Source organism: Streptomyces sp. B21-105 (genome assembly GCF_036898465.1).
Classification (GTDB): Bacteria; Actinomycetota; Actinomycetes; order Streptomycetales; family Streptomycetaceae; genus Streptomyces.
In genome coordinates, this window is record NZ_JARUMJ010000001.1 from 6,595,271 (window position 1) to 6,613,202 (window position 17,932).

At 70.9% G+C, this 17,932-nt stretch carries 16 protein-coding genes and 2 pseudogenes; 10 read left to right on the top strand and 8 right to left on the bottom strand.

Annotated features, from left to right (window positions below; translation table 11 throughout):
• Positions 1 to 74: 74 nt before the first annotated feature.
• Positions 75 to 1,028: a DUF6414 family protein gene (locus tag QA802_RS29900; protein WP_334528944.1), complete on the bottom strand. Its 954-nt coding sequence runs from the start codon at positions 1,026 to 1,028 to the stop codon at positions 75 to 77.
• Between the two features lie 382 nt (positions 1,029 to 1,410).
• Here QA802_RS29900 and rlmN point away from each other — a divergent pair, with 382 nt between their 5' ends.
• From rlmN to QA802_RS29925, 5 genes are all read left to right on the top strand, one after another.
• Entirely contained in the window at positions 1,411 to 2,517 is a 1,107-nt protein-coding gene (gene rlmN, locus QA802_RS29905; protein WP_334528947.1) for a dual-specificity RNA methyltransferase RlmN, read from the top strand.
• 224 nt (positions 2,518 to 2,741) lie between these two features.
• On the top strand, positions 2,742 to 3,821 hold the full coding sequence (locus tag QA802_RS29910) for a thiamine ABC transporter substrate-binding protein (protein WP_334528950.1): 1,080 nt from the start codon (positions 2,742 to 2,744) through the stop codon (positions 3,819 to 3,821).
• Positions 3,822 to 3,967: 146 nt separating this feature from the next.
• The gene (locus QA802_RS29915; protein WP_334534982.1) at positions 3,968 to 5,569 is read left to right on the top strand and encodes an ABC transporter permease; all 1,602 of its coding nucleotides are present in this window, start codon (positions 3,968 to 3,970) and stop codon (positions 5,567 to 5,569) included.
• Positions 5,569 to 6,588: an ABC transporter ATP-binding protein gene (locus QA802_RS29920; RefSeq protein WP_334528953.1), complete on the top strand. Its 1,020-nt coding sequence runs from the start codon at positions 5,569 to 5,571 to the stop codon at positions 6,586 to 6,588. Before QA802_RS29915 ends, QA802_RS29920 begins: the two co-directional genes overlap by 1 nt.
• Before the next feature lie 24 nt (positions 6,589 to 6,612).
• Positions 6,613 to 7,410 carry a maleylpyruvate isomerase family mycothiol-dependent enzyme gene (locus QA802_RS29925; RefSeq protein ID WP_334528956.1) on the top strand — a complete coding sequence of 266 codons (798 nt, stop codon included), beginning with the start codon at positions 6,613 to 6,615 and terminating at the stop codon, positions 7,408 to 7,410.
• 132 nt (positions 7,411 to 7,542) lie between these two features.
• Here QA802_RS29925 and QA802_RS29930 read toward each other — a convergent pair whose 3' ends face one another.
• The 7 genes and pseudogenes from QA802_RS29930 to QA802_RS29955 all read right to left on the bottom strand — a co-directional run bounded on the left by QA802_RS29930 (position 7,543) and on the right by QA802_RS29955 (position 13,938).
• A complete protein-coding gene (locus QA802_RS29930; RefSeq protein WP_334528959.1) occupies positions 7,543 to 8,271 on the bottom strand; it encodes an LAETG motif-containing sortase-dependent surface protein in 729 nt (242 codons plus the stop codon).
• 278 nt (positions 8,272 to 8,549) lie between these two features.
• Positions 8,550 to 8,969, bottom strand: a complete 420-nt coding sequence (locus QA802_RS29935) for a VOC family protein (RefSeq protein ID WP_334528962.1) — start codon at positions 8,967 to 8,969, stop codon at positions 8,550 to 8,552.
• Positions 8,970 to 9,077: 108 nt separating this feature from the next.
• Positions 9,078 to 9,701, bottom strand: a pseudogene (locus QA802_RS41685) (hypothetical protein); the annotation flags it as partial.
• A gap of 315 nt (positions 9,702 to 10,016) precedes the next feature.
• A pseudogene (locus QA802_RS41690) lies at positions 10,017 to 10,922 on the bottom strand (hypothetical protein); the annotation flags it as partial.
• Complete coding sequence (locus QA802_RS29945; RefSeq protein WP_319170284.1) at positions 10,904 to 11,665, bottom strand: ABC transporter ATP-binding protein; 762 nt, start codon at positions 11,663 to 11,665, stop codon at positions 10,904 to 10,906. The gene QA802_RS29945 and the pseudogene QA802_RS41690, both read right to left, overlap by 19 nt.
• A gap of 367 nt (positions 11,666 to 12,032) precedes the next feature.
• Positions 12,033 to 13,397 (bottom strand): aspartate aminotransferase family protein, encoded by a 1,365-nt coding sequence (locus QA802_RS29950; protein ID WP_334528968.1) that lies wholly within the window; start codon positions 13,395 to 13,397, stop codon positions 12,033 to 12,035.
• Between the two features lie 19 nt (positions 13,398 to 13,416).
• On the bottom strand, positions 13,417 to 13,938 hold the full coding sequence (locus QA802_RS29955; protein WP_334528970.1) for an Lrp/AsnC family transcriptional regulator: 522 nt from the start codon (positions 13,936 to 13,938) through the stop codon (positions 13,417 to 13,419).
• A gap of 196 nt (positions 13,939 to 14,134) precedes the next feature.
• On the opposite strand from QA802_RS29955, the gene QA802_RS29960 reads away from it, so the two are divergent.
• The 5 genes from QA802_RS29960 to QA802_RS29980 all read left to right on the top strand — a co-directional run bounded on the left by QA802_RS29960 (position 14,135) and on the right by QA802_RS29980 (position 17,913).
• Positions 14,135 to 15,583, top strand: a complete 1,449-nt coding sequence (locus QA802_RS29960; protein WP_334528973.1) for a gamma-aminobutyraldehyde dehydrogenase — start codon at positions 14,135 to 14,137, stop codon at positions 15,581 to 15,583.
• Between the two features lie 267 nt (positions 15,584 to 15,850).
• The gene (locus QA802_RS29965) at positions 15,851 to 16,219 is read left to right on the top strand and encodes a sortase-dependent protein (protein WP_443042192.1); all 369 of its coding nucleotides are present in this window, start codon (positions 15,851 to 15,853) and stop codon (positions 16,217 to 16,219) included.
• Positions 16,216 to 16,872 carry a class F sortase gene (locus QA802_RS29970; protein WP_334528975.1) on the top strand — a complete coding sequence of 219 codons (657 nt, stop codon included), beginning with the start codon at positions 16,216 to 16,218 and terminating at the stop codon, positions 16,870 to 16,872. Before QA802_RS29965 ends, QA802_RS29970 begins: the two co-directional genes overlap by 4 nt.
• Positions 16,869 to 17,366, top strand: coding sequence for an RNA polymerase sigma factor (locus tag QA802_RS29975; protein ID WP_319170213.1), 498 nt, complete (start codon positions 16,869 to 16,871; stop codon positions 17,364 to 17,366). Before QA802_RS29970 ends, QA802_RS29975 begins: the two co-directional genes overlap by 4 nt.
• On the top strand, positions 17,350 to 17,913 hold the full coding sequence (locus QA802_RS29980) for a hypothetical protein (protein WP_334528985.1): 564 nt from the start codon (positions 17,350 to 17,352) through the stop codon (positions 17,911 to 17,913). Before QA802_RS29975 ends, QA802_RS29980 begins: the two co-directional genes overlap by 17 nt.
• The last annotated feature ends 19 nt before the right edge of the window (positions 17,914 to 17,932 follow it).

Consider the following 17,932-nt stretch of genomic DNA (forward strand, 5'->3'; position numbering starts at 1 on the left):
ATCGATGCCACGAGCGGTTTCAAGATCACTTCGGTCTTGACTCGCCTATGAATCGCACCGTCCTAGGTGGATTTTTAGACGAAGATGGCCATGGGCAAAATTTGTACCGCCGGATGGTTAACGACCGGGTCGTTGGATTGCGTGGCAAACCCGGGAATGCTCGTCACTGAGCTCGCGAAATTATCCTCGCCCATTTTGCCCATTACGGTTCGGCGGGTCAGGTTGATGGATTCGCCCTCACGAAGCACGCGGGTGACCTTGCCGAGGACGATGAAGTCGCCCGAGCTAAGCTTTTCTGCGACAGTGCTGTTGTAGTACTCGGAAGCGACTGTCAGGACACCTTTAATGCCTGCTGAGGTTTCAAGTACGACATCGTGAATCGGAGAAGATTCCAACTCTTCTTTCATCTTCTTGAGAATTCTGAATTCGATGCTTTGATCAATCTCGTTAAATTGCTCAACGATCTCGGCAAGTGGGTTCGGTTCCGGCTGTGCAGCCTGCTCGCGGGTCTGCGGGTTGCCTGAGCGGCGGTTCGCTGAGCGTTGGGTTCGAGCCCCAGTGACGCCTTGGGACATCTCCTCCATGTAAGCCATGATTTGGCTCATCATTGCCAGGGTTTCCTCAAGTGGATTCCCGGTGTAACGGCCCGACAGTTTGACGAAGTCTCCGGGCTTTACACTTGCTAGCTCCTCGCGGGTTTCCAGAACCTTTATCGCGCCGTCCTCTTGTAGGAATCCGTACAAACCATTAAATAGGCTCGCGGCGGTGTGATGTCGTGCGACCCGAGTCTCTGCGGTTTCTCCGGTGTGTCCCCCGGTTTCGGCGTTCAATGACGCTTCAAGCCCAAGTAGGGCCCCCAGTGAGGGCAGTTTCATCTTTCCCGAGCCGCCGACTTTATTGTCTCTGCTCTTCTCTCGTTGGAGAGTCTCTTCGCTGGTGACGTAGACGCCGCCCTCCAAGTAGGCGAGAAAGCTGACCATCATCTGGACATCAAGGTAGAGAGGGTGCGCTAGCTGGTAGTCGGCCATACCGTAGAGGTAGCACGCGCCAGGTGATCGAGGAATGATTTCCCGGAAATGGATAGACACGGCCTGGGGATCTGATAAAGGCATGGCAGGGGGCGGGCAGGCTTGCGCGACGACATGGCACAGGGATGACTTTGGTGGTGAGGCGCCCCCGTGGCCGTTGAGGGGGCATACCTGACTGGCCACCGTTGCCTTGTGAACCCGCCTGTTCTCACGGTCCACCACGCCCGCTATCGCGCGCCACCGATTCGCAGCCCCCGAGCCCCCTGGGCCGTCCCTGGGCCGTCCGAAGCCGACCAACGCTGACAGTCAGCACCCGCGGGTGACCACCCCCACCCCGCTCTGGCCTGGGCCCCCGCAGATGATCTGCCACACTGGACGTGTTATGCCTGCACCCGGAGAACTTACATTCGTCGCCCCCCGCGGAGCTCAGAAGCCGCCGCGGCACCTCGCTGATCTCTCGCCCGCCGAGCGGAAGGAGGTCGTGGCGGAGGTCGGGGAGAAGCCGTTTCGCGCCAAGCAGCTCTCGCAGCACTACTTCGCGCGCTACGCGCACGACCCGGCGGAGTGGACCGACATTCCCGCCGGTTCCCGCGAGAAGCTGCGCGATGCGCTGCTGCCGGACCTGATGTCGGTCGTGCGGCATCTGTCGACGGACCAGGGGACCACACGCAAGACGCTGTGGCGGCTGTTCGACGGCACGCTCGTGGAGTCGGTGCTGATGCGGTACCCGGACCGGGTGACCATGTGCATCAGCTCGCAGGCGGGGTGCGGGATGAACTGCCCGTTCTGCGCCACCGGGCAGGCGGGCCTCGACCGGAACCTGTCCACCGCCGAGATCGTGCACCAGATCGTCGACGGCATGCGGGCCCTGCGGGACGGGGAGGTCCCCGGCGGGCCGGCGCGGCTGTCGAACATCGTGTTCATGGGGATGGGCGAGCCGCTCGCCAACTACAAGCGGGTCGTGGGAGCCGTGCGTGCCCTCACCGACCCGGCGCCGGACGGGCTCGGGCTGTCCCAGCGGGGCATCACCGTGTCGACGGTAGGGCTGGTGCCGGCCATCCACCGGTTCGCCGACGAGGGCTTCAAGTGCCGGCTCGCGATCTCCCTGCACGCCCCCGACGACGAGCTGCGCGACACGCTCGTCCCCGTGAACACGCGGTGGAAGGTGCGCGAGGTGCTGGACGCCGGGTTCGCGTACACCGAGCGCTCCGGCCGCCGGCTGTCCATCGAGTACGCGCTGATCCGCGACATCAACGACCAGGCGTGGCGTGGTGACCGGCTCGGCCGGCTGCTGCGCGGCAAGCCCGTGCACGTCAACCTGATCCCGCTGAACCCGACCCCGGGCTCGAAGTGGACGGCGTCCCGGCCCGAGGACGAGAAGGCGTTCGTCGAGGCGATCGCCGCGCACGGGGTGCCGGTCACCGTCCGGGACACCCGTGGCCAGGAGATCGACGGTGCCTGTGGTCAGCTCGCGGCCACGGAGAGGTAATCTGGCCACATCACATCGTCAGATTCGGACATCTTCATATTCCGACAGGGGAGCGCCACAGCGCTGAGAGTGCGGCAACCGGGCCGCAGACCCTCTGAACCTCGCCCAGGTCATTCTGGGTAGGAAGTTCGGTCATCACTCGAGCTGTTGCGCCCTGCCCGGTGTCCCGCGCGGACACCGGGCAGGGCCGCGTCTCTTCCTGGTCCACCCCAGGAGGAAAACCAGTGCAGAACAAGACCTTCGTCGCCGCGGCCGTCGGGCTCGGCCTGGTCGCGCTCTCCGCGTGCGGGTCGTCGGCGGACGAGAAGGGCACGACGGCGGAATCCAAGACCGTCACCCTCGTCAGCCACGACTCGTGGGCCGTCTCCAAGAGCGTGCTCGCGGACTTCGAGAAGCAGTCCGGCTACCGGGTGAAGGTCCTCAAGGACGGCGACGCCGGCCAGGCCGTCAACAAGGCGATCCTCACCAAGGACCACCCGCAGGGCGACGTCTTCTTCGGCGTCGACAACACCCTCCTCTCCCGCGCCCTCGACAACGGGCTGTTCCAGCCGTACGAGGCGAAGGGGCTGGACCAGGTCGACGCCCGGTACCAGCTGGACGCCGGCAAGCACCGGGTCACGCCCGTCGACTTCGGCGACATCTGCGTCAACTACGACAAGGCGTACTTCACCGAGCACAAGCTGGCCCCGCCGGCCACCTTCGACGACCTGGTGAAGCCCGCCTACAAGGACCTCCTCGTCACCGAGAACGCCGCCACCTCCTCGCCCGGCCTCGGCTTCGTGCTCGGCACCGCCGCGAAGTACGGCGACGCCGGCTGGGAGGGCTACTGGAAGAAGCTCAAGGCGAACGGGGTCAAGGTGGTCGACGGCTGGGACCAGGCCTACAACGAGGAGTTCTCCGGGTCGGCGGGCGGCAAGAAGGCGAAGGCCGACCGTCCGCTCGTCGTCTCCTACGCCTCCTCGCCGCCCGCCGAGGTGGTCTTCGGCGATCCCAAGCCGGCCACCGCGCCCACCGGTGTCGCGACCGGCACCTGCTTCCGGCAGGTCGAGTTCGCAGGGCTGCTGAGCAACGCGGCGAACGCCGAGGGCGGCAAGGCCCTGATCGACTTCCTGATCAGCGGGAAGTTCCAGCAGGACATGCCGCTCAACATGTTCGTCTACCCGGTGGTGAAGGGCGTCGCCGTGCCCGCCGAGTTCACGCGGTACGGGCCCGCCGCCGAACACCCCGAGACCATGGATCCGGCGAAGATCGCCGACCGTCGCGACCAGTGGGTCAAGTCGTGGACCTCGCTCGTACTGAAGTAACCCCGGCCAAGGGGCCCGGGGGCCCCGGGGGACCCGAGGGCGCCAAGGGACCCGAGGGCGCCAAGGGACCCGAGGGCGCCGGGAGTGCCAAGGGCTCCGAGGGCGCCGGGGGCGAGCGGGGGAGCGCGGCGGGGCGGCTCGGTCTCATGGCCGTGCCCGTCGCGTTCTTCGGGCTCTTCTTCGCCTACCCGGTCGCCGCGATCGTCGCCCGCGGCCTGGACGTCGACGGCTCCTGGCGGTTCGGGCGGCTCTGGGACGTCCTCGCGCAGTCCGACATCCGGCACGTCCTGTGGTTCACCCTCTGGCAGGCGCTGGCCTCAACCGCGCTCACCCTGCTGGTCGCGCTGCCCGCCGCGTATGTCTTCGCGCGCCTCGACTTCCCCGGCAAGCAGGTGCTGCGGGCCGTCGTCACCGTGCCGTTCGTGCTGCCGACGGTCGTCGTCGGCACGGCGTTCCTGGCGCTCGTCGGCCGGGGCGGGCTGCTCGACGAGTTGTGGGGCGTACGGCTGGACACCACGGTGTGGGCGATCCTGCTGGCGCACGTGTTCTTCAACTACGCGGTCGTCGTACGGACCGTGGGCGGGCTGTGGGCGCAGCTGGACCCCCGCCAGGAGGAGGCGGCGCGGATGCTGGGCGCGTCCAGGCTGCGGGCCTGGCGCACGGTCACCCTGCCCGCGCTCGGCCCCGCCGTCGCGGCCGCCGCGCTGATGGTGTTCCTCTTCACCTTCACCTCGTTCGGTGTGGTGCAGATCCTCGGCGGCCCCACCTTCTCCACCCTCGAGGTGGAGATCTACCGTCAGACCTCCGAGGTCTTCGACCTGTCGACGGCCGCCGTCCTCACCGTCGTCCAGTTCGGCGCCGTCGGCGCGATCCTCGCCGTGCACGCCTGGACGGTGCGCAGGCGGGAGTCCGCGCTGCGGCTGGTCGACGCGGCCGGCACGGCACGCCGGCCGCGCGGGGCGGGGCAGTGGACCCTGCTGGCCGGGGTGCTCGCCACGATCGCCGTGCTGCTGGTGCTGCCGCTCGCGGTGCTGGTGCAACGCTCCTTCGACGTACCCGACTTCGCCTACTACCGGGCGCTGACCAGCGACGAGGGCAACGTCTTCCTCGTCCCGCCGATCGACGCGATCGGCAACTCGCTGGAGTACGCCGCCGTCGCGACCGTGATCGCCGTGTTGGTGGGCGGGCTCGCCGCGGCGGCGCTCACCCGACGGGACGCCGGACGGCTGGTCCGCGGCTTCGACGCGCTGCTGATGCTCCCGCTGGGCGTCTCCGCGGTGACCGTCGGCTTCGGCTTCCTGATCGCGCTGGACGAGCCTCCGCTGGACCTGCGCGCCACCTGGATCCTCGTCCCCCTCGCGCAGGCGCTGGTCGGCGTCCCCTTCGTGGTGCGGACCATGCTGCCGGTGCTGCGGGCGGTGGATCAGCGGCTGCGCGAGGCCGCCGCCGTGCTGGGCGCGTCCCCGTGGCGGGTCTGGCGGGAGGTGGACCTGCCGTTGGTGCGGCGGGCGCTGCTCGTCGCGGCCGGGTTCGCCTTCGCGGTGTCGCTGGGGGAGTTCGGGGCGACCGTGTTCATCGCACGCCCCGACAACCCGACCCTGCCGGTCGCCGTGGCGCGACTGCTCGGCCGGGCCGGGGAGCTCAACTATGGCCAGGCGATGGCCCTTTCGACGATTCTGATGGTGGTGTGCGCGGTGGCGCTGCTGGTGCTGGAGCGACTGCGGACCGACCGGACGGGGGAGTTCTGATGCTGCTGGAGCTGGAACGCGCGACCGTGCGGTTCGGCGGGCGAGCCGTCCTCGACGAGGTCGATCTCGCCGTGGCCGAGCACGAGGTGGTGTGCGTGCTCGGGCCCAGCGGCAGCGGCAAGTCGACACTGCTGCGGGCGGTGGCCGGGCTCCAGCCGCTCGACCGTGGACGGGTGTCGCTGGACGGACGCGACCAGGCGGGGGTGCCCGCGCACCGCAGGGAGCTCGGGCTGATGTTCCAGGACCACCAGCTGTTCCCGCAGCGGGACGTCGGCGGCAACGTGGCCTTCGGGCTGCGGATGCGCTCCATGCCGAAGGGCCGACGGGGCGAGCGGGTGCGGGAGTTGCTCGAGCTGGTCGGGCTGCCGGGGGCGGCGAACCGGGCCGTGGCCGCGCTCTCCGGCGGTGAGCAGCAGCGGGTGGCGCTGGCCCGGGCGCTCGCCCCGCGGCCTCGGCTGCTGATGCTCGACGAGCCGCTCGGGCAGCTCGACCGGTCGCTGCGCGAACGCCTCGTCGTGGAACTGCGGGAGCTGTTCGGCCGGTTGGGCACGACCGTGCTCGCGGTCACGCACGACCAGGGCGAGGCGTTCGCGCTCGCCGACCGGGTCGTGGTGATGCGGGACGGCCGGATCGCCCAGTCCGGTACGCCCCTCGAGGTGTGGCAGCGTCCCACGGACGCGTTCGTGGCCCGCTTCCTCGGCTTCGACAACGTGGTGGCGGCGACCGTCACGGGCGAGGCGGCGGTGACGCCGTGGGGGAAGGTGCCGGTGCCGGCCGGGTCCGGTCAGGGGGCGCGCACGCTGCTCGTACGGCCCGGCGGCGTCCGCCTGGCCGGCGCGGCCGAGGGGCTGCGCTGCATGGTCGCCGCGCGCACCTTTCGCGGCACCCATGTCACCGTGCGCCTGCAGCCGCAGGACGCGCCGGCGCTCGAGGCGGCGTGCGCGCTGCGGGACGCGCCCGAGGTCGGCGACACCGTGGGAGTCTCCTTCGACTCGGCCGAAATCGTGGTGCTGGACTGATCCGCCCCGCCTACGGTGAGCCGCATGACCCTTCTTGCACATGACCGGTACTGCGACGAAATAGCCCTCCAGATCGACCAGTTGAGGGCGGTGGTGACCTCGGGGGCGGATCTGTCGGCGACCGTGCCGACCTGCCCCGACTGGTCGCTTGAGCGCCTCGTGCGGCACACGGGCGGCGCTCTGCGCTGGGTGGACGCGCTGGTGCGCGCGCGGGCCCAGGAGGAGATCCCCCGGCAGGACGTCCCGCTGATCGGCGGGCCGGTGGCCGAGGGTGATCCGGCCGCGCTGGACGCCTGGCTGGCCGAGACCGGGCGACTGGTCGTCGGCGCGCTGCGGGAGGCCGGACCGGACACCAAGGTGTGGAGCTGGGCCGGGGTGCTCGACAGCGGCTTCTGGGCGCGCCGGATGACCCACGAGATCACCGTGCACCGCGCCGACGCCGCGCTCACCGCGGGGTTGCCCTACGAGGTCGCGCCCGACGTGGCCGCCGACGCCCTCGACGAGTGGCTGCAGTTGGTGGAATGGGTGCAGCAGAGCGGGAAGCGCCCGGCGGCCGAGCGCCTGCGCGTCACGGACCGCAGCATCCACCTGCACGCCACCGACGCGCCCGCAGGCATCGACGCCGAGTGGCTGATCGAGCTCACCGAACGGGGGATCGTCTGGCGCCGGGGGCACGAGAAGGCGACGGTCGCGCTGCGCGGCCCGCTCACCTCTGTCCTGCTCGCCTTCTACCGCCGACTGCCCTTGGAAAGCCCCGGGTTGGAGGTGCTCGGCGAGCGCGAGGTGCTGGAGTTCTGGCTGGAGAACACCACGTTCGGCTGACGAAAGGCGCGTTGCGTGCCGCCGCGGAACACGGGTGGCCCGCCGCGGAAACACGGGCGGACCTGCGGAACACACGGGCGGCCCGCCCCCGGTGGAGGGGACGGGCCGCGCGTACGTGTGTCCGTCGTGGGGTCAGCGGTGGCTGGACCCGCGGCGACGCATCCCGAAGAACACCGCGCCACCGCCGACGACGACCAGGGCGGCCGCGACGCCGACGATCAGGCCGGTGTTGGAACCGGCGCCGGTCTCGGCGAGGTTGGACTCCTGGACGGCGGCCGAGGGCGCGTTGCTCGCGGAGGGGGCGCCCGGCGCGGAGCCGTCGTTCCTCGAGTCGGACGGCGAGGGCAGGGCGGTGGCCGTCTCGACCGGCGGGGCGGTGTCGTCCGACGGAGTCGAGGAAGGCGTGCCGGACGGCGTGCCGCTCGGCGTGGCGGTGTCGGCCGCGCACGCCTTGGCCGGGGTGGTCAGGTTCTCGCCGGGGTTGATGTCGGCGTCGACCAGGACCTTCTTACCCTTGACGGCCAAGACGTGGATCCGGTAGATCGCGCCTGGCTCCCAGTCCTCGGCGAAGGAGACGGTGACGCCCTTCTTCGAGCCCTCGACGGTCTGTTCCGTGCCGACCTGGCGCAGGTCGGCGCCGTTGTTCTCGAGGAAGACCGTGATGACGGCCGGGACGCCGGAGGGGTCCTTGTCGGTGATGGTGATGACGCCCTTGGCGCCGTCGCAGGCGGCGGTGGCGGAGAAGTCGCCTATCTCGCAGGCCAGCGCGGTGCCCGAGGCGCTGAACGCGAGGGCGGAGGCGGCGGCGGTGACACCGAGCATGCGCACCGAACGGGCGACGATACGGCGGGAAAGGGACACGTTTGTCCTTTACGGGAAGCGCAACTGCGGGGGGTGGAGGGGGAGATGGCGCCCCCGGTGAGCCGAGTGCGTCACCATCCCCAGCAGACCCACAGGTCTATAAGCGTTTCATAAGAAGTGTCAATCCGGGGAGTCCTCCGTGCGGTTGACTTTGCCCTCTCATTAACCGCTGAGACGTTTCAGCGCTTCTGAGACCTCCTCGATCCGGTCAACCGGGCCTCGATCCGGCCAACGGGGGTGATACGGCGATTCGTCGGGCAACTGCTCCGCGGGGGTGGTCAGCCCTGGACGGCCGACGGGTCCATCCAGACGACCTCCCAGGTGTGGCCGTCGAGGTCGTCGAAGGAACGGCCGTACATGAAGCCCATGTCCTGGGTCTCGCCGCTGGGGGAGCCGCCGAGGGCGAGCGCGCGGTCCACCAGTTCGTCGACCTTCGCGCGGCTCTCGGCGCTCAGCGCGATGAGGACCTCGCTGGTCCTGGAGGCGTCCGCGATCTCCTTCTTGGTGAACGTCGAGTAGAACGGCTTGGTGAGCAGCATCGCGACGATCGTGTCGCTGATCACCACGGAGGCCGCGTTGTCGTCGCTGAACTGCGGGTTGATCCCGTAGCCGAGCTCCGTGAAGAACTTCTTCGACGCGTCGAGGTCGTTCACTGGCAGGTTCACGAAGATCATCTGCTGGTAGGCCGGGGTGGTCATCGCGCTCTCCCAAGGGGTTCGTGTCGTTCAGATGTGCTGTTCGATGGGGTAGACGGGGGGGTCGCAGAAAACTCATCGCAGGTGCGGAAAGTTTTTTCGGACGGCGTCTCAGCCGGCCAGCGGGAGCGCCGCCAGCTCGGCCACGACCAGGGTGAGCGGGACGAAGAGCGCCAGCAGGGCGGCGGCGCGCAGGGCGGCGGCGCTGCGCAGGGTCTTGGTCGGGGCGCCGAGGCGCAGCAGGGCGGCGGTGGTGTCGGCGCGGGCCTGCCTCGCCTCCACGGCCGACGTCAGGAGCGTCGCGACGGTGCAGCCCGCCACGACCAGGGCGCCGAGTGTGGACAGCGGGCCGAAGGACGGGTCGGCCGGGTCGTACAGCGAGGCCATCGTGTACGCGCCCGAGGCCACCGCGCAGACCACCCCGAGCGGTCGGCCGATCCTGGACGCCTCCTGCATCAGTCCGCGGCCCGCGAGGAGTCGCAGGGCGCCGGGACGGGCCGACTGCAGCAGCCGGCCGCAGAGGTGGGTGAGACCTGGGCCGGCGAGGGCGAGGCCCACGACCGTGAGGGTCCAGCCGAGGAACACGGCGGCCGGGCCCTCGGGCAGACCGCCGGGCAGGGGGAACCCGCCGCCGTCGGCGGTCCGGCTCGCGTACCCCTCCACCGCCAGCCCGGTGGCGAGGAGCGCGGCGCCCCAAGGGAGGGCGGTGGGGTCGGGGGCCGGGGGGCTGTGCGGGGCGTGGAACAGGAGGGCGTCCGGGTCCGGGCTGTCCGGGTCCGGGTTGTGCGGGTCCCGGCCGTCCGGGTTCCCCGCGTGGCCGCCGTGCTCCGGCGCGCGGCCGTCGGTGGGCTGCGCGTCCGGGTCGTGTGCGGGGTGGGCGTCCGGGCTGTCGGGACGGGCGAGGCGTTCGGTCACGGTCCGGGCGGTCCGGCCGACGGCGGACGGGACGGTACGGCGGAGCGTGTCCCGGGCGCCGCCGCCGTCGGACTGCCGGGAGCCTCGGGGGTCTGCGGCCTCGGCGCCCGGGCCCTCGGCGCCCGGGCCGGAAACGGGCCGGTCGTCGTGGCCGCCGGGTTCGGCGCGGCCGTCGCGTGTCGGGTGCGCCGGGCCGTCTTCGGCCTGGCCGGTACGGTCCTCTGTGGTCGCCGTCCCGTGCGCGCGAGGGTCCGGATGGCCGTTCGTCGCCGTCGTTCGGGTGCCTTCGCGGCCCTGGGCCGGGGCGTCCTGGCCGTCCGCGGTCCGGGCGTCGGCGCGGGCCTTGCCCCCGAGGGACGGACGGGATGCGCGAGCGGGACGGGTCGAGCGGGACGCGGCTGCGCGAGCGGTGCCATATCTGCCGTACGCGCCGAACGTCTCCCCGAGGCCCTTGGCACCGGTTGTGCGGGGTGCGCCGAAGCGGCCGAGCGGTCTCGGGGTCGCCCCCGCCGCCCCCGTCGCCACGCGCGCGTCCCTCGGGCGCAGCATCAGCGCCACCGCCACGGAGGAGGCCACGGGGACCAGGGCGAGAAGGGTCAGCGCGGCCGGCAGGGGCAGGGGCCGGCTCGCCGCGAGGAAGTCGCTCGCCGCCCCGTCGAACGGCATGCCCGTGAGGTCACCGCGGAGATGGAGGAAGACGAGCAGGGCCAGCATCGAGCCGAGCAGCGTCGACAGGGCCGTCGTCGTCGCCGAGACGACCATCAGGCGGGTCGGTCCCAGACCGATCGCCGCCAGGCCGGGGCGCGGGCGGGTCCCGGGGTCGGTGCGGGCGACCGCCCGGGCGAAGTAGACGGTCGCGGCCAGGGGCGCCACGCACCAGGCGAGGCGGAGCGCGGCGGACGCCGGCGCCTCGGGGTGGGTGAGAGCGTGGCCGAGGGTGCTCAGCAGGAGGAAGCCGGTGCCCGCCGAGGCCGCCGCCACCAGGAGGCGGCGGAGCTGGACGGCGGGGTGGGCACTGCGGGTCAGGCGGAGAGCGAGCACGCGGCTTCCCGGCCTTCCGGCTCCGTGACCGGCGGCAGATGGACGGTGTTCACCCGGCGCCCGTCCAGCAGGGGGACCGTGCGGTCGGCGAGGGCCGCGGTCTGCGGGTCGTGGGTGGCCAGCACCACGGTGATGCCGTGCGAGCGGGCCGCCGTGGTCAGGGTGCGCAGGACGTGGGCGCGGTCCGCCCGGTGGAGCGGCGCGGTGGGCTCGTCCGCGAAGAGGACCGAGGGGGCCGGGGCCAGGGCCCGGGTGATGCACACCCGCTGCCGCTCGGCCTGGGTGAGTTCGTGCGGGCGCAGCCGGCCGCGGTCGCCGATGTCCAGGCGCTCCAGCCATTCCAGCGCGGCGGCCTTGGCCCGCCGGCGGCTGGTCCCGCGCAGCATGAGGGGCAGGGCCGCGTTCTCCCAGACGTTCAGCTCGGGGACGAGGAGGGGGACCGGGTCGATCCAGCCGAAGCGGTCCCGGCGCAGCCGTTCGCGGGCCGAGGGGCCCATCGTGTGCACGGGGACGCTGTTGAACCACACCTCGCCGCTGCGGGCGGAGGCGAGGCCGGACAGGCAGCGCAGCAGCGTCGTCTTGCCGCTGCCGCGGGGCCCGCTGACGGCGAGGATCTCGCCCTCCCGCACGCCCATCGAGACCCCGGCCAGCCCGGGGGAGCCGTCGGGGTGCGTGAAGTGCAGGGAGCGTGCCCAGAGCACGTCGTTGTCCGGCGGGGCCTCCTGATTTCCGGAGCCGCGCAGCGGCGTAGTACGCTGCGTTTTTGCTTCGGCAGCGGTCAAGGCTTGGCCGTCACGAGACCCGTTGCGGTCGAGTGAGAAGCCCCCTCGGTCACGTGGGGGAGGAGTCACGGGCGTACACCTCGGTTCAGATCCGTAAGTTCCTTGCCAATCCCCCATCCTGGGGAACGAACGGGAAACGAAGGCAGGGCCGGTCGGTCACGAGCACGCTAAGGATGTCGCGGCGGGCATCCACACAGCACACGGCCCCGGACCGCCGTTTCTCACTCGAACGGCGGACACCGGGGCCGGTGTTGATCAGCTGATCAGGCTGACGTGACGGGGTATCACGGACGTCACGGGTTCACGGACGTCACGGACATCTTGGACGTCACAACTTCGTCCACGCCTCCGTCAGTGTGGCGCGCAGGATCTGCTCGATCTCGTCGAACGTCTCCTGGTCGGAGATCAGCGGCGGGGCGAGCTGGACGACCGGGTCGCCGCGGTCGTCCGCACGGCAGTACAGGCCGTTCTCGAACAGGGCCTTCGAGAGGAAGCCGTAGAGGACGCGCTCGGTCTCCTCCTCGTTGAACGATTCCTTCGTGGCCTTGTCCTTCACGAGCTCGATGCCGTAGAAGAAGCCGTTGCCGCGGACGTCGCCGACGATCGGCAGGTCGTGCAGCTTCTGCAGCGTGGACAGGAACGCGCCCTCGTTGTCGAGGACGTGCTGGTTCAGGCCCTCGCGCTCGAACAGGTCCAGGTTGGCGAGGCCCACCGCGGCCGAGACCGGGTGGCCGCCGAAGGTGTAGCCGTGCAGGAAGGTGTTGTCGCCCTGGTAGAACGGCTCGGCCAGCCGGTCGCTGACGATGCAGGCGCCGATCGGGGAGTAGCCGGACGTCATGCCCTTGGCGCAAGTGATCATGTCCGGGACGTAGCCGAACTTGTCGCAGGCGAACATCGTGCCGAGGCGGCCGAAGGCGCAGATGACCTCGTCCGAGACGAGCAGCACGTCGTACTGGTCGCAGATCTCGCGCACCCGCCGGAAGTAGCCGGGCGGCGGCGGGAAGCAGCCGCCGGCGTTCTGGACCGGCTCGAGGAAGACCGCGGCGACCGTGTCCGGGCCCTCGAAGAGGATCTGCTGCTCGATCTGGTCGGCGGCCCAGCGCCCGAACGCCTCCGGGTCGTCGCCGTGGATCGGGGCGCGGTAGATGTTGGTGTTCGGCACCTTGTGCGCGCCCGGGACGAGCGGCTCGAAGGGGGCCTTGAGGGCCGGCAGGCCGGTGATGGACAGAGCGCCCTGCGGGGTGCCGTGGTAGGCGACCGCGCGCGAGATGACCTTGTACTTGGTCGGCTTGCCGGTCAGCTTGAAGTACTGCTTGGCGAGCTTCCAGGCGGTCTCCACGGCCTCGCCGCCGCCGGTGGTGAAGAAGACCTTGTTGAGGTCGCCCGGCGCGTGGCCGGCCAGACGCTCCGCGAGTTCCACGGCCTTCGGGTGGGCGTAGGACCACACCGGGAAGAACGCCAGCTCCTGGGCCTGCTTGAAGGCCGCCTCGGCGAGTTCCACGCGCCCGTGGCCCGCCTGCACCACGAACAGGCCGGCGAGGCCGTCGAGGTAGCGCTTGCCCTTGTCGTCGTAGATGTAGGTGCCCTCGCCCCGGACGATCGTCGGGACCGGCGAGTTCTCGTACGAGGACATGCGGGTGAAGTGCATCCACAGGTGGTCGTACGCGGTGCGGCTGAGGTCCTTGGTGCTCACGGTTATCGGGTCCTCACGGTTATCGGGTTCCCCACATGTAGGTCTGCTTCTTCAGCTTCAGATAGACGAAGCTCTCGGTGGAGCGCACGCCGGGCAGGGCCCGGATGCGTTTGTTGATGACGTCCAGCAGGTGGTCGTCGTCCTCGCAGACGATCTCGGCGAGGACGTCGAACGAGCCCGCGGTCATCACCACGTACTCGACCTCGGACATGTCGGTGAGCGCTTCCGCGACGGACTCCACGTCGCCCTCGACGTTGATCCCGACCATCGCCTGCCGCCGGAAGCCCACGGTGAGCGGGTCGGTGACGGCGACGATCTGCATCACGCCCTGGTCGAGCAGCTTCTGGACGCGCTGGCGCACGGCCGCCTCCGACAGGCCGACGGCCTTGCCGATCGCGGCGTACGGCCGGCGGCCGTCCTCCTGGAGCTGCTCGATGATGGCGAGGCTGACGGCATCCGGGTGAGGGGTGCTGCTGCCGCTCCTGGACTCGCGGGAGTCCCTGTGCTCTGCGCTTCGACTGGCCACGACGTCACTGTGCACGACAGCTCGACAGTTCCGCAAGGTTGAGGCGATGAAATTCGTTGTTTACATGAGTGAGATCTGCGGATTCCGCAGCCATGGCTCGATCGGGGGTGTTGAAAACGTGGGCGGGCGGATTAGGGTGGGTGTCTCAGTACATGGACACTGCGTACATGGACACCCCCTAGTAGTCAGAAACCGATCAGGAGGCCCGGCAGTGAGCACCGAGCTGCGTCCGATGCGCAAACTACGGAATTACATCGCCGGTGAGTTCCGGGACGCCGCCGACGGACGGACCACCGACGTGGTCAACCCGGCGACGGGCGAGGCGTACGCGACCGCGCCGCTGTCCGGCCGGGCGGACGTCGACGCCGCGATGGCAGCCGCCGCCGAGGCGTTCCCGGGCTGGCGCGACACGACACCCGCCGAGCGTCAGAAGGCCCTGCTGAAGATCGCGGACGCCTTCGAGGAGCGCGCCGAGGAGCTCATCGCGGCCGAGGTGGAGAACACGGGCAAGCCCGTCGGGCTGACCCGCTCCGAGGAGATCCCGCCCATGGTCGACCAGATCCGCTTCTTCGCGGGCGCGGCCCGGATGCTGGAGGGGCGCTCGGCCGGCGAGTACATGGAGGGTCTGACCTCGATCGTCCGCCGCGAGCCGGTCGGCGTCTGCGCGCAGGTAGCGCCGTGGAACTACCCGATGATGATGGCCGTGTGGAAGTTCGCGCCGGCGATCGCGGCGGGCAACACGGTCGTCCTCAAGCCCTCGGACACCACCCCGGCGTCCACCGTCCTGATCGCCGACATCGTCGGCTCGATCCTGCCCAAGGGCGTCTTCAACGTCGTCACCGGCGACCGGGACACCGGCCGGCTGATGGTGGAGCACCCCACCCCTGCGATGGCCTCCATCACCGGCTCGGTGCGCGCGGGCATGTCGGTCGCCGAGTCGGCGTCCAGGGACCTCAAGCGCGTCCACCTGGAACTGGGCGGCAAGGCGCCGGTCGTGGTCTTCGAGGACACCGACATCGCCAAGGCCGTCGAGGACATCTCCGTGGCGGGCTACTTCAACGCCGGCCAGGACTGCACGGCCGCCACGCGCGTCCTCGTCCAGGAGTCCATCCACGACGAGTTCGTGGCCGCCCTCGCGAAGGCGGCGTCCGAGACGAAGACCGGGCAGCCGGACGACGAGGACGTGCTGTACGGCCCGCTGAACAACCCCAACCAGCTGAAGCAGGTGTCCGGCTTCATCGAGCGGCTGCCCGCGCACGCCAAGGTCGAGGCGGGCGGCAAGCAGGTCGGCGACAAGGGCTACTTCTACGCCGCGACCGTGGTGTCCGGGCTGAAGCAGGACGACGAGATCATCCAGAACGAGGTCTTCGGACCGGTCATCACCGTCCAGTCCTTCACCGACGAGGAGCAGGCGGTGGAGTGGGCCAACGGCGTCGACTACGCCCTCGCCTCCTCGGTGTGGACCAAGGACCACGGCCGCGCCATGCGGATGTCCAAGAAGCTCGACTTCGGCTGCGTGTGGATCAACACCCACATCCCGCTGGTCGCCGAGATGCCGCACGGCGGCTTCAAGAAGTCCGGCTACGGCAAGGACCTTTCGGGCTACGGCTTCGACGACTACACCCGCATCAAGCACGTCATGACGTCCCTGGACGCGTAGCGCTCCGCGGGCCGGCCGGGATCTCGCGGGCGGCCGTTCGTGGTGGGGGTGCGGGTGAGTCGTCGTGCTGGTCGCGCGATTCCCCGCGCCCCTTGGGGAGTTCGGCCCTCGGTTGCTTGAACCGGGGGCCGTCTGCTGTGCCCCTGACGGGGCGATGGTGGTCGGCAGGGCGTCGGTTTTCGGCTTTGCCATCTCTTTACAACCTGGGTGCGGGCTGTCTCGTCTCTTCGTCCGATCCGTCAACGGACCGATGAAAGAGAGCGATCCATGCGACTCATGTCCCGAACCGGCCTGGCCGGCCTGGCAGTTGTGGGCGCCGCCCTGCTGGCGGGTGCAACGCCCGCACTCGCCGACTCGGGGACGCCGGCCCCGGCGCCCACCACCCCCGGGCGGGCCGCCACCCCGGCCCCCTCCGACGCCTCCGCCATGCCGACCACCGCTCCCGCCGAGTCCGGCAGGACGCCGACGGCCGTGCCGAGCCAGGTCGGCGTGGTGCCCAGGGGAGGCGCCGGGACCGGTGTCGCCGAGCCCTCGTCCGAGGGCCACGGCGCACTGATCGGCGGCGCGGTCGCGGCGTCCGCGGCGGCCGGCGTGGTCTTCCACGTCGTACGCCGCCGGAGGGCGTCCGGCGCATGAGCCCGCTCTCCGGGCGCGCCTCGGCACCGACGGCGCTGACGGCACTGACGGCCGTTGCGATGCTGCTGCTCACGGGTTGCGGCGGGGGTTCGACGGCCGCGCACGCGCCGGGCGCCTCGACGGCCGTCGCGGGCCCCGCCGCGAGCCCAGCCTCCTCGGCTCCCTCCGTGTCCGCCGGGCGGGCGGCGCGTCCGCTCGCCCGGTCGGCGCCGGTCGGGCTGCGAATCGCGGCCATCGGGGTCGACACCCCGGTCATGCGGCTGGGGCTGGCCGCCGACGGCAGCGTCCAGGTGCCTCCGGTCGAGAAGCACGACCGGGCGGGGTGGTACGAGCACTCGCCGACGCCGGGGCAGACCGGGCCGTCGGTGATCCTCGGTCACGTCACGGTCGGCCGCTACGGCGACGGTGTTTTCCGCCGCCTGGGCCGGCTGCGTGCCGGCGACCGGATCGCGGCGCGTCTGGAGAACGGCACGACGGCCGAGTTCGCCGTCACCGGCGTGCGCACCGTCGACAAGGCACGCTTTCCGACGGAGGACGTCTACGGGAACGTGGACCGCCCCGAACTGCGTCTCATCACGTGCGGCGGCCCGCGCAGCGGCGACGGATACCGTGACAACGTGATCGTCTTCGCCGTCCTGAGCGGCGCACGTTGAAACGGTCACGCGCGCGCGAGAGGGCGGCGTCCGAACTGTTCGCCGCCCTCTATCCACGCCTGGCCGGCTGGTGCCGCCGTCTTGTCGACGACGACGAGACGGCGCACGAGATCGCGTCGGAGGCGTTCACCCGGCTGTGGGCCCGCTGGACGTCGGTGGCGGAACCCCAGGGCTTCCTCTTCGTCACCGCCGCCAACCTCGTCCGCGACCACTGGCGCAGGCTCGAGCGGGAACGCCGGGCCGTGCGCCGCGCCACCGTCGAGGCCGCGATCGCCCCGCCCGCCGAACCGGCCGACCCCTCGGTGCGGATGCTCGTGCAGTCCCTGCCCGACCGGCTGCGCGTCCCGATCCTGCTGCACTACTACGCTGACATGCCGATCCGGGAGGTGTCCGCGCTGACCGGGCGCAAGGAAGGGACCGTCAAGGCCGATCTGCACGCGGCCCGTGAACTGCTCCGCGCCCACCTGAGGAGAAGCCTTGATCACGCCCGTTGACGACTTCGACGACGGCCGCCCGGACCTCGCTCCCGACGACCCCCTCGCCGTCGTCCTGCGGCCCGCGTCCGGTCGTCTCGCGCCGCCGCCCGGCAGCTACGAGAGGATCCGCCGCGGTGCGCGCCGCCGCCGGACCCTGCGTGCCGCGGCCGCGGCCGGCGCCACCTGCGCCGTCGCCGCGCTCGCCGTCCTGCTGCCGCTGCGCGCGACCACGTCCGGGACGCCGCCGCCCGCAATCCCGCTCGCTCCACCGCCGGTGAGCGGCCCGGCGACCGTGCCCACCCCGACGACCGTGCCCACCCCGGCGGCCTCGCCGAGCCCGGTCGCCGGGGACCCTACCGAGGGGGCGGCAGCGAGTCGAGCGCCGGTCGACCGGCCCTCGACTGCTCCCACCGACACCGCTGCCTCCACCGGCGGCCGCACCCCTGACCGGTCGTCGGAGCCGCCGTCGCCGTCGGCGTCCGAGTCGCGGGCGGGGACCCGTTCCGCCCCGGCGGAGACGAGTGCGCGGACCGGCGCGCCGTCCGCGGCGGCCACGCGCCGTTGACGCGCTCACCGTTGGCGCG

Excerpts from the sequence above, each read along its gene's own strand:
- QA802_RS29900 (WP_334528944.1), bottom strand. The coding sequence starts at position 1,028 with ATGGCCGACTACCAGCTAGCGCACCCTCTCTACCTTGATGTCCAGATG.
- rlmN (WP_334528947.1), top strand. The coding sequence starts at position 1,411 with ATGCCTGCACCCGGAGAACTTACATTCGTCGCCCCCCGCGGAGCTCAG.
- QA802_RS29915 (WP_334534982.1), top strand. The coding sequence starts at position 3,968 with ATGGCCGTGCCCGTCGCGTTCTTCGGGCTCTTCTTCGCCTACCCGGTC.
- QA802_RS29920 (WP_334528953.1), top strand. The coding sequence starts at position 5,569 with ATGCTGCTGGAGCTGGAACGCGCGACCGTGCGGTTCGGCGGGCGAGCC.
- QA802_RS29925 (WP_334528956.1), top strand. The coding sequence starts at position 6,613 with ATGACCCTTCTTGCACATGACCGGTACTGCGACGAAATAGCCCTCCAG.
- QA802_RS29935 (WP_334528962.1), bottom strand. The coding sequence starts at position 8,969 with ATGACCACCCCGGCCTACCAGCAGATGATCTTCGTGAACCTGCCAGTG.
- QA802_RS29965 (WP_443042192.1), top strand. The coding sequence starts at position 15,851 with ATGCGACTCATGTCCCGAACCGGCCTGGCCGGCCTGGCAGTTGTGGGC.
- QA802_RS29970 (WP_334528975.1), top strand. The coding sequence starts at position 16,216 with ATGAGCCCGCTCTCCGGGCGCGCCTCGGCACCGACGGCGCTGACGGCA.